Source organism: Jatrophihabitans sp., assembly GCF_046262535.1.
Classification (GTDB): domain Bacteria; phylum Actinomycetota; class Actinomycetes; order Mycobacteriales; family Jatrophihabitantaceae; genus Jatrophihabitans.
The window spans coordinates 38,700-51,944 of sequence record NZ_JBHEMO010000072.1 but is presented as its reverse complement, the minus strand read 5'-3'; the positions used below and the strand labels follow the sequence as shown (position 1 = coordinate 51,944).

The window sequence follows — 13,245 nt, the reverse complement described above, 5'->3', positions numbered from 1 at the left end:
GTGATCACGATGGTCGCGGTCACGCCCGCGACCGTCGGTAGTTGGCGGGCCCGGATGGTGAGTGTCAACGCCTCGAGCAGGGCGTCGTGGCGGCGTTGCCCGGGCGGTGCGCGGGTCTTTGACCCCATCGATCTCCGGTCGCGGTTTGGCCAGGGCGTCCAGATGCAGCAACAGCAACTCGGTCGCCTCGGCCGTGAGTTCGCCGGTGAGCCGGCTCGACCCGTCCACGCGCTGAGCCAGGGTGAGGTCGCGGTGCTTGTCGCGATGCTGCACCGCCTCGACCGGGGCGTCGGGGTCGTAATAGGCGACGATCCGCTCTCCCAGTTTGGCCAGGATGTGCGGGTCGAACTGGGTGCAGTAGCCGACCAGGTCGGTCTCGATCTGGACGCCGTGCTCGGCGGCCACCGCATCCGGGAGCCGGTCGAGGACGGCCACAATCGCGCGGGCCTGGCGGTCGGAGATCTCCCCGCTCGCCTGCGCCGCGGCAACCGAGCGGACCTCCAGCCGATCCGGCAACCCGCGCGCTTCGGCTTCCAACACCAGGGCGTGCTCGGCCGCCGGGACCCGGCGCCGAAGCCGCTCCAGCTCCCGCCAATAAGCCAGCATCGCGTCGTCGTCCAGCCCGGTCACGTCCAGGCCGAGCAGATATCCAGCGCAGCGTGCGCAGCCGACAACGCGACCGTCGGGTCGACCCGCCGCACCGACTCGCTCATACGCCCGAATCTAGACGCACCGACCGACACATTCGCGGCGATCAGCACCGGCTGTGGACAACCCGGCAACCGTCCACAACTCCGGCACCGAAAGCGCCGAACTGTCGCACCGGCATGCTCGCCAGCCGCTGCGCCGACCTTCCTCGAGTCGTCGACGAGGCCTGTCCGCCCTGGGCGGACAATGGGAAGAGCGGCTCCCGGACGGGCGTTGCCGCCCGACGGAGGTTCCTACATGTCGATGGACCACATCAACACGATGCGCACCATGCGCTCGATGGGCCGCCGCGACCCGTCGGTCGTCGACAAACAGTTGCCGCCGGGCACCTGGCGGCGCGTGTTCAGCTTCGCCAACCCGTACCGCTTCGAACTCACGATCTTCCTGTTGCTGGTCATCGGCGACGCGCTCATCGGCGTGGCCACCCCGGTGCTGGCCGGCCGGGTGATCAACCAGATCACCAAGCACGGCTCCGACAGCGTCGTGATCAAGATCGCCCTCGTCATCGCCGGTCTGGCCGTGCTCGACGCCGGACTGTCGTTCGCGCAGCGGTGGTATTCCGCACGCATCGGCGAGGGGCTGATCTACGACATGCGGACCTCGGTCTTCGACCACGTCCAGCGGATGCCGTTGGCCTTCTTCACCCGAACCCAGACCGGCGCGCTCGTCAGCCGGCTCAACAACGACGTGCTCGGCGCGCAGCAGGCGTTCACCTCGACCCTGTCGGGTCTGGTCTCCAACGCAGTCAGCCTGCTGCTCACCGCGGGCGTGATGTTCTCGCTGTCGTGGCAGATCACCGCGATCTCGCTGGTGATGCTGCCGATCTTCGTCATCCCCGCCCGGCGCATCGGCGCCAAGCTGCAGGCGATCACTCGCGAGTCGTACAACCTCAACGCGTCCATGAACGCCACGATGACCGAGCGGTTCAACGTCGCCGGGGCGATGCTGGTGAAGCTCTTCGGCCGCCACGAGATCGAGGACGAGTCCTTCCGCGCCCGCGCCGCCCGCGTCCGCGACATCGGGGTCACGTCGGCGATGTACGGCCGGGCCTTCTTCGTCTCCCTCACCCTCGTCGCGTCGCTGGCCCAGGCGCTGGTCTACGGCCTGGGTGGCTGGTTCGCGATCCGCGGCGAGCTGTCGGCCGGCACGGTGGTGACGTTGGCGCTGCTGCTGAGCCGTCTGTACGGGCCGCTGACCGCGCTCTCGAACGCGCGGGTCGACGTGATGAGCGCGCTCGTCAGCTTCGACCGCGTCTTCGAAGTGCTCGACCTGCCGCCGATGGTGGCCGATGCGCCCGACGCCGTGGAGCTGAATCCCGACGCCCGCACCGTCGAGTTCGCCGACGTCCGCTTCGCCTACCCGAGCGCGGCCGAGGTGTCGCTCGCCTCGCTCGAGGACGTTGCGGTGCTCGACAGCGGTGCCACCCAAGAGGTGCTGCACGGGGTGTCGTTCCGCGCCGAGCCGGGGGAGATGATCGCGCTTGTCGGTCCGTCCGGCGCCGGCAAGACCACGATCAGCCAGTTGCTCCCGCGCATGTACGACGTGACCGGCGGCCGCATCCTCGTCGGCGGCCAGGACGTCCGCAGCGTCACCCAGCAGTCGCTGCGCGATCGCATCGGTGTGGTGAGCCAAGAGGCGCACATGTTCCACGACTCGATCCGGGCCAACCTCACCTATGCCGCGCCCGAGGCGACCGACGACCAGTTGTGGCGTGCGGTCGACGCGGCCCAGATCGGCGACCTCGTCCGCAGCCTTCCCGACGGGCTCGACACCGTGGTCGGCGATCGCGGCTACCGGCTGTCGGGCGGAGAGAAGGCTCGCCTCGCCATCGCCCGGCTGCTGCTGAAGGAGCCCGAGATAGTCGTCCTCGACGAGGCGACCGCGCACCTCGACAGCGAGAGCGAGGCCGCAGTGCAAGCGGCGCTGTCGCGGGCGCTGGCCGGCCGGACCTCACTGGTCATCGCGCACAGACTGTCGACGATCCTCAGCGCCGACACGGTGATCGTTCTCGAGGCCGGACGGGTGGTCGAGTCCGGCACGCACGCAGACCTGCTGGCCAAGGGCGGTCTGTACGCCGAGCTGTACCGCACGCAGTTCAGCGCGTCGGCCGACCCCGAACCGGACGCCCAGCTCGCCACCGGCTGAGCTCAGGCCGGAAGCGCGCCCGTTGTCGTCAGCGGATCGGCCAGCAGTTCGGCGAACGCGAGTTCGGCCGCGCCGAGGAGGGCGGAGTCGGCCCCGAAGGATGGGTGCATCAACTGCACGTTGCGTCCCGGCGCGTCCAGAGCGTAGTCCTTCAGCGCCAGCTCGATCTCCGGCCGGGCGATGTCGAGCAGTTCGGACAGGTAGCCGCCGAGCATGACGCGCTGGGGATTCAAGGTGTTCACCAGGCTGGCGAGGGCGCGGCCGAGGGATTCGGACACGCCACGGACCGCCGCCAGCGCGGCAGCGTCGCCGCGCCGGGCGTCGGCGAAGATCGCGGCGGTCACGTCGTCGCTCGGCGGCTCCGGCCGGCCGGCGAGGCGCAGCAAGGCCCCCTCGCCGATGTAGGTCTCGACGCAGCCCGCCTTGCCGCAGTGACAGGGCGGCCCCGTCGCGTCGACGACGTTGTGCCCGATCTCGCCGGCGTACCCGTCGAAGCCGCGCAGCGGCCGGCCGCCGGAGATGATGCCGGCGCCCACGCCGATCCGGCCGAGGAGGAACACGACGTCGTCCACGTCGCGTACGCCGCCCCGACGGTGCTCGGCGAGCACGGCGACGTCGGCGTCGTTGCCGACCGAGACGCGCATGCCCGAGGGCAGTAGCTGGCCGAGCAGCGCGCCGAACGCGACGTCGTGCCAGTCGAGGTTGGGCGCGACCGCCACCCGGCCCGACCACCGGTCGACCGTCCCGGGCAGGCTGATGCCGATGCCGAGCGGCGGCCGGTTGCGTCCGGTGTCCTTGCTGACCTGGTCGACCGACTCGGCCACGATGCCGGCGACCTGACCGGGACTGCTCGCTTCGGGACCGGTCGGCACCACATGCCGCGTCAGCAGCGCGCCACCGATGCCGACGGCGGCGGTGATGATCTGCGTGACGTCGATGTCGACCGCCACGACGTACGGGCCCGACGCATGCGGCCCGACGACGTGCGACGGGCGCCCGACACCCGACCCCCCGGTGGGCACGACCTCGTCCACCAGACCGAGCTCGATGAGGTCGGCGACGAGCGCGCCCATCGTCGACCGGCTCACCTCCAGCCGCTGCGTCAACTGGGCGCGGGTGAGCGCACCGTCGCGATGGATGTGGTCGAGCACGAGGGACAGGTTGTGCCGGCGGATCGCGTCAGGACGCGCCGCGGGGGAGGCGGGCATGAGAGCGCGAGTCGCTCAGGCCAGTCCGGCCGAGCCCGCGCGGCGGCGGGACAGGGCATCGACAGCGGCCGCGAGCAGAAGAGCGAGGCCGGTCACGATGAACTGCACCGATGACCCGTTGGGACCGTGCACCAGCGTCGCCGTGCCGTTGTAGATCACCTCGACGACCGCGCCGCCGATGATCGCGTCGATCATCCGGCCCTTGCCACCGAACAGGCTCGTGCCGCCGATGACCGCGGCACCGACGGCCAGCAACAGTGTGTTGCCGCCGTAGTTCTGCTCGCTGACCGACGACACGTTCGAGCCGATCATGATGCCGCCGACGGCGGCCATGAACGACGACAGGACGAACACCGAGATGCGGATCCGGTCGACCGGGATACCGGCGCGCCGGGCGGCCTCCTCGTTGCCGCCGACGGCGTACAGGTGGCGGCCGTAACGCGTCCGGCCGAGCAGGAACGTCCACAACACGAACAGCACGAGCAGCACGGGGACGACCCACGGCACGCCTTTCACCGCGGGCGGATAGACCTTGACGAACTTCCCACCCACGTTCTGCAGCGTGGGCGTGGTGTTCAACGCCCGGTTGAGGCCGAGCAGGTAAATGAGCGTGAGCGAGACCGCTGCAAGCACCAGGATCTTGGCGCCCATGACGCCCGCGGGTTCACCGGCGAGGCCCTGACGACGCCGTGACATCGCCGCCGACACCTTCACCGCGGCGAAGCCACCGATGACGACCGCGCCGAGCGTCCAACCGGCCCAGATCGGCATCGAGGAGTTCGCGAAGGCGAGCACGACCTTGTCGTTGATCTTCACGTCGCCGTGTTGCCCGGGGCCGTTGTTCAGGATGTAGAGCATCACGCCCTGGAAGGCCAGGAAGAACGCCAGGGTGACGATGAACGAGGGGATGCGGACCTTGGCCCGCAGCCAGCCGATGAGGAAACCGATGACGATGCCAGTGAGCAGCGCCGCGCCGATGGACAGTCCCCAGGGGGCGTTCTTCCCGTTCATCAACCGGACCATCACGGCGGCGCACACGCCGGCGGTGTAACCGGCGGCGAGGTCGATCTCGCCGAGGAGCAGGACGAACACCAGCCCCATGGCGATGAAGATCGTCCCGGTGCCCTCGGTGAACATGTTGCCGAAGTTGAAGACCGTGTGGAAGGACGGCTGGGCGACGGAGAAGAAGATGACCAGCACGATGAGGCCGGTGATGCCGGGCAGCGAGCCCATGTCGCCGCCACGCACGCGCTGGATGTAGTTGCGGACGTAGTCGCTGGTCCCGCCGGCGACCGGGGCGGTGCTGGCAAGCGTCGCCAGGTCGGTGTCGCCTATGGAGCCGACCTCGTCGGCCGCCGCGGCGTCGATGTCGGGGTCGCTCTCGACCGCCGGCTTCTCGAGGTTCGTCATGCCGGCACCTCGTTCGTGGTCGTCGGCAGCGTTCGCCCGGACAGGCCTCCGGTGGTGATCAGCTCGACCAGCTCCTGTTGGTTGACGTCTTGGCGGCGGACCTGGGCGGCGGAGCGCCCGAGGTACAGCACGGTGATGCGGTCGGCGACCTCGAGCACCTCCGTCATGTTGTGCGAGATGAGAACGACGCCGAGCCCCCGATCGGCAAGCCGCCGCACGAGATCGAGCACCTGCCGCGTCTGGGCAACGCCCAGGGCGGCGGTCGGCTCGTCGAGCACCACCACCTTGGAGTTCCAGAGCACCGCCTTGGCGATGGCGACCGTCTGCCGCTGTCCACCGGACAGGCTGGACACGCGCTGGCGGACGGACTTGACCGTGCGTACCGAGAGGGAGGCAAGCGTCTTGCCGGCCGCCTCTTCCATGCCGCTCTCGTCGAGGAACGGGCCGTGGTGCTTCTCGCGGCCGAGAAACATGTTCTGGACGATGTCGAGGTTGTCGCACAGCGCGAGGTCCTGGTACACGACCTCGATGCCCAGCGCGCTCGCGTCGCGCGGAGTGTGCGGGTGCACCGCGCGCCCCTCGAAGAGGTAGTCGCCGGAGTCGATCAGGTACGTACCGCTGATGCATTTCACCAGCGTCGACTTCCCGGCGCCGTTGTCGCCGACCAGCGCGGTGACCTCACCGGGGTAGACGGACATCTGGACGTCCTTCAGCACGTCTACCGGGCCGAAGCTCTTGTTGATGTTGCGCATTTCCAAGATCGGCTGATCGGCCACCCCGGCGCTCCTTCGTTTCGTGGTCGTACAACGAGAGTGGCCGCCGCCGCGCTCTGGCAGGCGGCGGCCACTCCGTCTCGTTGGGTGTTACTTGACGCCGGCCGCCGTGCACTTGGCGGCGAAGGCGCCAGTGCACACCGTGTTCTTCGGGGTGTACTGGTCGTTGATCGGCGCCGCCACGTTGTCCTTGGTGACGGCAATCGGGGTGGCGAGGATCGCCGGCACCGGCTGCTTGGTCGAGGGGTCGGTGATGGTCACGCCGTTGGTGTCGGGAGCCTGGCCGTTCACCAGCTGCGCGATCGCCTTGACGGCCGGGTCGGCCTCGAGCTTCGACGGCTTGTAGATCGTGAAGCACTGGTCGCCGTTGAGGATGTTCTGCAGACCGCCCGCACTCGCGTCCTGCCCCGAGACGGCGACCTTGCCGTTGAGGTGCTGACGCTTGAGGTCGGTGATGACCGCGCCGGCCATCGTGTCGTTGGCGACCATGACGGCCTTGATGTTCGGGTGGCCACCCAGCATCGAGTTGAACACGCGGCCGGCGGTCGGGGCGTCCCAGTTACCGGTCTGCTTGCCGACGCGGGTCCATCCGGCGGTCTTCGACAGCACGCCGTCGTAGCCCTGCGCGAACAGGGTGGCGTTGTTGTCGGTCGGCGCGCCGTCGATGTCGACGTACTGCACCGCCTTCGCTCCCTTGACCTGCGGGCACTGGGTGAGCGCGGTGCCCTGCACCTGGCCGACCTTGACGTTGTCGAAGGACACGTAGAGCGCCGCGCCGCCGCTCGGGGTGAGCCGGTCGTAGTCGACGGTGATGACGCCGGCCTTCTTGGCGGCCTGCTCGATCGCGGCGCCGGACGCGGCGTCGAGGTCGACGATCATGAGCGCCTTGATGCCTGAGGACTCCATCTGCTGCGCGATCGTCTTCATCTTCTGCGCCGAACCACCGGCGTTCTGGATGTCGCACGCGAGGTTGTACTTCTTGCAGTCAGCAGTGAGAGCGGTCGGGTCGGCGGTGACCCACCGGGGCGACGACGTCGTGTCGGGAAGGATGATGCCGACCTTGATGCCCTTGCCGTCGATCGTGCCGCCGCCTGCCGCTGCGGAGGAGGAGGGGGCCGACGCCGAGGACGACCCGCCGGCGGCCGACGAGGCTGCGGACGACTTGCCGCCGCCGCCCTTCTTGCTGGAGCTGCACGCGGTCAGGGCGAGAACAGCAGCCCCGAGTACCGCGACAGAGACAGTGGTGGTCTTGCGCATGCGCAGGTCACGCCTTTCCGCTCCGAGGTACCCGCCGCGTGGATCGGAGTTTGTTCGGCGGAGCCCTCATTGAATGTTGTGCGCGCGAACATATCCCAGAGTGGGCTGACTCACCGCGAGTCGATACCAAGTCGTGATCTGATCATGATCGGCGTCTGCTCAGGGTCAGTTGCCTCGCGTCGGAGTACCGCTCGCGGACGGCGGGAAGGATGTCGGCTTCGTGCCGGATCGTCGTCCCTTCCGTTACTATTTGCGGCCACGTCGGGAGCTCGGCCCCCCCGCTGAGCGCCCACGCGGCCTGCCGCGCCGCGCCGATGGCGACGTATTCACCGTCCGGCGGCACGAGCACCGCGAGACCGAGGATCGACGGGGCGATCCGGCGCACAGCGGCGGACCGGGCCCCCCCGCCGACCAGGAACGCGCGCTCGATCGCCACCCCGCAGGCACGCAGCGCGTCGATGCCGTCGGCGAGCCCGCAGAGCAAACCCTCGACCGCCGCCCGCGCCAGGTTGGCCGGCGTCATGTTCGCCAGTTCCGCCCCGTGCAGCGCTCCGGTCGCGTCGGGCAGGTTGGGCGTGCGCTCACCTTCCAGATACGGGACGAAGACCAGACCTCCGGCGCCCGGGTCGGCCGACAGAGCCAGCCGGGACAGCTCGTCGTGGTCCACGCCCAGCAGCCCGGCGGTCACGTCCAGCACCCGCGCCGCGTTGAGCGTGCAGGCAAGCGGCAGGTACGACCCGGTGGCGTCGGCGAAGCCGGTCACCAGGCCGCTCGCGTCCGCCGTCGGCGTCACGCTGACGGCCGAGATGACGCCTGAGGTGCCGATGGAGACGATCAGGTCACCCGGCCCGGCGTGCAGCCCGAGCGCGGCCCCGGCGTTGTCCCCGGTGCCGCAGCCGAGCAGGGCGCCGGCGTCCGTCCGGCCGGCGCTGGCTGAGGGCCCCAGGACGGCCGGGACGCCGATCGGGCGGCCGAATGCGAGCTCGAGGAGGTCGGGGCGGTATTCGTTGCCGATGGGGGACCAGTAGCCGGTTCCGCTCGCGTCGCCGCGATCGGTGGCCAACGCATCGAGTGCGGAGGCGCCCCCGAGGCGCCAGGTCAGCCAGTCATGGGGCAGGCACACTGCCGCCACTCGAGCGGCGGAGCCGGGCTCATGCTCGGCCAGCCAGCGCAGCTTGGTGACGGTGAACGACGCAACCGGCACCGAACCGCTCGCCTCGGCCCACGCCGCCGCCCCGCCCGGCAGCTCGGCGATCAGGTCGCGGGCGGCCGGCGCGGACCGCAGGTCGTTCCACAACAGCGCGTCGCGGACGACCTCCCCGTCGGCGTCGAGGCAGACCATGCCGTGCTGCTGAGCCGCGACCGACACCGCGGCCACGTCGTCGAGCCCGCCGGCGGCGGCCGCGGCGGTGGCGAGCGCGGCCTCCCACGCCGCCGGGGCGATCTCGGTACCGTCCGGGTGCGGCGCGCGGCCGTGCCGGACCAGCGCCCCGGTGTCGGCGTCGCGGATCTCGACCTTGCAGGACTGGGTTGACGAATCGACGCCGGCGACGAGGGCCATCGCGATGTTCTAACGCGCCCCGAGCAGGTGATCGATGGCGAGCTGGTTGAGCCGGACGAAGCCATACCCGCGTTGCCCGACCGCGTCGGCGTCGAAGTCCTCGAATGCACCGCGATCGGTGAGCAGATCGCTGACGGTCTCGCCCGCGTTCAGCGTCGGCTCGCGCAGGGCGGTGACGCCCGAGCGTTCGAAGGCGGCCTGGACCTCGGGGTCGGCGCGGTAGGCGGCGGCGCGTTCCTTGAGCAGCAGGTAGGTGCGCATGTTGGCCTCGGCCGACTCCCAGACGCCGGTCATGTCCTCGGTGCGGGAGGGCTTGTAATCGAAGTGGCGCGGGCCGTTGTAGGCCGGACCGCCGCCGGGCGCTCCGTGTTCGAGCAGGTCGACGGTGAAGAAGGCGTTGAGCAGGTCGCCGTGGCCGAAGACCAGGTCCTGGTCGTACTTGATGCTGCGTTGGCCGTTGAGGTCGATGTGGAAGAGCTTGCCGGCCCACATGGCCTGCGCGATGCCCGCGGCGTAGTTGAGACCGGCCATCTGCTCGTGCCCGACCTCGGGGTTCACGCCGACGATGTCGCCGTGTTCGAGCTCAGCGATGAACGCCAGCGCGTGCCCGACGGTCGGCAGCAGGATGTCACCGCGGGGCTCGTTGGGCTTGGGCTCGATGGCGAATCGGATGCTGTAGCCCTGCTCCTTCACGTAGGCCGCGAGCAGGTCGATCCCCTCGCGATAGCGGTCGAGGGCGGCCTGGATGTCCTTGGCGCCGTCGTACTCCGCGCCCTCGCGCCCGCCCCAGAACACGTAGGTCTGGGCGCCGAGCTCGGCGGCGAGGTCGAGGTTGCGCAGCACCTTGCGCAGGGCGAAGCGGCGTACGGAGCGGTCGTTGCTGGTGAACCCGCCGTCCTTGAACACCGGGTGGGTGAACAGGTTCGTCGTCATCATCGGCACGACGGTGCCGGTCTCGGCCAGCGCGTCCTTGAACCGGGCGATGTGTTTGTCGCGCTCGCTCTCGGTGGCGCCGAAGGGAATCACGTCGTTGTCGTGGAAGGTCACGCCGTAAGCGCCGAGCTCAGCCAGCTTGTGCACCGACTCGACCGGGTCCAGCGGGGCACGGGTGGCGTCGCCGAACTGGTCGCGCGCCTCCCAGCCCACCGTCCACAGTCCGAAGCTGAACCGGTCCTCGCGAGTCGGCGTCGGCGCCATGGCGACCTCCCTCAGATGCCCACGCGCTATTTGTTCGCGTGATGAACTAATACAGGGAGCGTAGTCGGCGCGGTGCAACTTGGAAACCGTTCGCCCCGAAGTTGTCAGAGCAGCGAGCGCAGGACGTACTGCATGATCCCGCCGTGCCGGTAGTACTCGGCCTCGCCGGGGGTGTCGATGCGCACCCGTGCCTCGAACTCCGTCCCGCCGGCCCGGACGGTCACCGTGCGCGGCGTGGAACCGGAGTTCATCGCCTCGACGCCGGAGATCGTGAACGACTCCTCGCCCGTCAGGCCGAGCGACTCGGCCGATTCGCCGTCGGGGAACTGGAGCGGCAGCACACCCATGCCGATCAGGTTGGACCGGTGGATTCGCTCGTAGGACTCCGCGATGACGGCGCGAACCCCGAGCAGCGCCGTGCCCTTGGCCGCCCAGTCGCGCGACGAGCCGGAGCCGTACTCCTTCCCGGCGAGAATGACCAGTGGCGTTCCCGCCTCGGCGTAGTTGACCGACGCCTCGTAGATCGAGCTGACCTCGCCGTCGCGGGTGAAGTCGCGGGTGAAGCCGCCCTCGGTGCCGGGTGCCAGCTGGTTGCGCAGGCGGATGTTGGCGAACGTGCCGCGGATCATCACCTCGTGATTCCCGCGGCGCGAGCCGTAGGAGTTGAAGTCGCGGCGGTCGACCCCGTGCTCGGACAGGTAGTCGCCGGCGGGGGAGTCGCCCTTGATCGCGCCGGCCGGGCTGATGTGATCGGTGGTCACCGAGTCGCCCAGCTTGAGCAGCACCCGGGCGTCGGCGATGTCGGTGACCGGGGAGGGCTCCTGTTGCATGCCGTCGAAGTAAGGCGGCTTGCGGACGTAGGTCGACTGCGGGTCCCACTCGAACGTGCTGCCCTCGGGCGTGGGCAGCCCCTGCCACCGCTCATCGCCGGCGAACACGTCGGCGTAGTCGGTCGTGTACATCTCGCTGGCGATCGCCTGGTCGATGACCTCTTCGATCTCCTGCGGGGTGGGCCAGATGTCCTTCAGATAGACCGGCCCGTCGGTGCCCGTGCCGAGCGGGTCGTTGAACAGGTCGACGTCCATCGAGCCGGCCAGCGCGTAGGCGACGACCAACGGGGGGGACGCCAGGTAGTTCATCTTGACGTCGGGGTTGATGCGGCCCTCGAAGTTGCGGTTGCCGGACAGGACGGCGGTCGCGGCGAGGTCGCCGTCGTTCACAGCGGCCGAGACCTCGTCGATGATGGGCCCGGAGTTGCCGATGCAGGTCGTGCAGCCGTAGCCGACCAGGTTGAAGCCGAGCTTCTCGAGATACGGAGTGAGCCCGGACCGGTCGTAGTAGTCCGTGACGACCTTCGAGCCGGGCGCGAGTGACGTCTTCACCCACGGCTTGCGCTCGAGGCCCTTCTCCACCGCCTTCTTGGCCAGCAGCGCGGCGCCGACCATGACCGAGGGGTTGGACGTGTTCGTGCACGAGGTGATCGCGGCGATCACCACGGCGCCGTGGTCGAGGACGGCCTCGCCACCGTCGGCAAAGGTGATCGGCACGGGGTTGGACGTACGGCCCTGCGCACCCGCCGCGGCCGAGTGGGTGGGTGCGGGGACACTGGCGTTCATGTCCGGGCTCGGCACGTCCGAGGCCGGGAAGGACTCGGCACTCGCCTCGTCCTGCGAGTCCTGGACGGAGTCGCCGTCGACATAGCTGCCCAACGCCTCGCGGAACATCGCCTTGGCCGACTTCAGCGGCACCCGGTCCTGGGGCCGCTTGGGCCCGGCCAGCGACGGCTCGACGGTCGAGAGATCGAGCTCGAGCGTTTCGGAGAACTCCGGCTCGACCGACGCGTCGTGCCAGAGGCCGTTCTGCTTGGCGTAGGTCTCGACGAGGTTGATCTGCTCGTCCTTGCGCCCGGTGAACCGCAGGTAGCGCAGGGTCTCGTCGTCGATCGGGAAGATCGCGCAGGTGGAGCCGTACTCCGGGCTCATGTTGCCGATCGTCGCGCGGTTGGCCAGAGGAACGGCGCCGACGCCCGGCCCGTAGAACTCGACGAACTTGCCGACAACGCCGTGGCGACGCAGCATCTCGGTGATCGTGAGCACGAGGTCGGTGGCCGTCGAGCCGTCCGGCAGCTCGCCGTTGAGCTTGAAGCCGACGACGCGGGGGATGAGCATGCTGACCGGCTGGCCGAGCATGGCCGCCTCGGCCTCGATGCCGCCGACGCCCCAGCCCAGCACTCCGAGGCCGTTGACCATCGTGGTGTGCGAGTCGGTACCGACCAGGGTGTCCGGATAGGCCAGCCCGTCGCGGTTGAAGACCACCCGGGCCAGGTACTCGATGTTGACCTGGTGGACGATGCCGGTGCCGGGCGGAACGACCTTGAACTCATCGAATGCCGTCTGCCCCCACCGCAGGAACTGGTAGCGCTCCTTGTTCCGCTCGTACTCCAGCTCGACGTTGCGCTGGAAGGCGTCCGGGGTGCCGAACAGGTCGGCGATGACCGAGTGGTCGATGACGAGCTCGGCCGGCGCGAGCGGGTTGATCTTGGTCGCGTCGCCGCCGAGGTCGACCACCGCCTCCCGCATGGTGGCGAGATCGACGACCGCCGGCACGCCGGTGAAGTCCTGCATGACGACGCGCGCGGGCGTGAACTGGATTTCGGTGTCCGGCTCGGCGTCGGGCCGCCAGCTGCCGACGGCCTGGATCTGCTCGGCCGTGACGTTCTTGCCGTCCTCGGTCCGCAGCAGGTTCTCCAGCAACACCTTCAGCGAGAACGGCAACCGGTCCGAGCCCTCGACCGCGTCGATGCGGAAGTAGTCGAGGCTCCCGCCGTCGAGGGCCAGCGAAGCTCGGGACTGGAAACTGTTCTTGCTCGGTGCTGGCACGGCGCGCTCCTGTCGAGGTTCTCGGTCATTCGGAAGATCTCTTGACGTCAAGATACCACCCGACGCGCAGGCGCCCGCGGGGGAGCGATGAACCTGCCTGCCAGCAT

Annotated in this window: 9 protein-coding genes; 1 reads left to right on the top strand and 8 read right to left on the bottom strand. The window is 69.4% G+C overall.

Going from position 1 to position 13,245, the window contains the following annotated elements; genetic code table 11:
• Positions 1 to 630 (bottom strand): DUF222 domain-containing protein (locus ABR571_RS10385; protein WP_409453120.1); only part of this gene is annotated, 630 nt, incomplete at its 3' end.
• 315 nt (positions 631 to 945) lie between these two features.
• On the opposite strand from ABR571_RS10385, the gene ABR571_RS10380 reads away from it, so the two are divergent.
• On the top strand, positions 946 to 2,853 hold the full coding sequence (locus tag ABR571_RS10380; RefSeq protein WP_409453119.1) for an ABC transporter ATP-binding protein: 1,908 nt from the start codon (positions 946 to 948) through the stop codon (positions 2,851 to 2,853).
• Positions 2,854 to 2,855: 2 nt separating this feature from the next.
• Here the strand turns inward: ABR571_RS10380 and ABR571_RS10375 are convergent, their stop codons facing one another.
• From ABR571_RS10375 to ABR571_RS10345, 7 genes are all read right to left on the bottom strand, one after another.
• Entirely contained in the window at positions 2,856 to 4,061 is a 1,206-nt protein-coding gene (locus tag ABR571_RS10375; protein WP_409453118.1) for an ROK family protein, read from the bottom strand.
• 15 nt (positions 4,062 to 4,076) lie between these two features.
• Positions 4,077 to 5,471: a sugar ABC transporter permease gene (locus ABR571_RS10370; protein ID WP_409453117.1), complete on the bottom strand. Its 1,395-nt coding sequence runs from the start codon at positions 5,469 to 5,471 to the stop codon at positions 4,077 to 4,079.
• Positions 5,468 to 6,223, bottom strand: a complete 756-nt coding sequence (locus tag ABR571_RS10365; RefSeq protein ID WP_409453124.1) for an ATP-binding cassette domain-containing protein — start codon at positions 6,221 to 6,223, stop codon at positions 5,468 to 5,470. Before ABR571_RS10365 ends, ABR571_RS10370 begins: the two co-directional genes overlap by 4 nt.
• A 111-nt stretch (positions 6,224 to 6,334) precedes the next feature.
• On the bottom strand, positions 6,335 to 7,501 hold the full coding sequence (locus tag ABR571_RS10360) for a sugar ABC transporter substrate-binding protein (RefSeq protein ID WP_409453116.1): 1,167 nt from the start codon (positions 7,499 to 7,501) through the stop codon (positions 6,335 to 6,337).
• 142 nt (positions 7,502 to 7,643) lie between these two features.
• Entirely contained in the window at positions 7,644 to 9,062 is a 1,419-nt protein-coding gene (locus tag ABR571_RS10355) for a xylulokinase (RefSeq protein ID WP_409453115.1), read from the bottom strand.
• A gap of 9 nt (positions 9,063 to 9,071) precedes the next feature.
• A complete protein-coding gene (gene xylA, locus ABR571_RS10350; RefSeq protein WP_409453114.1) occupies positions 9,072 to 10,259 on the bottom strand; it encodes a xylose isomerase in 1,188 nt (395 codons plus the stop codon).
• A 104-nt stretch (positions 10,260 to 10,363) separates the two neighbouring features.
• Positions 10,364 to 13,096, bottom strand: coding sequence for an aconitate hydratase (locus tag ABR571_RS10345; RefSeq protein ID WP_409453123.1), 2,733 nt, complete (start codon positions 13,094 to 13,096; stop codon positions 10,364 to 10,366).
• Positions 13,097 to 13,245: the final 149 nt, after the last annotated feature.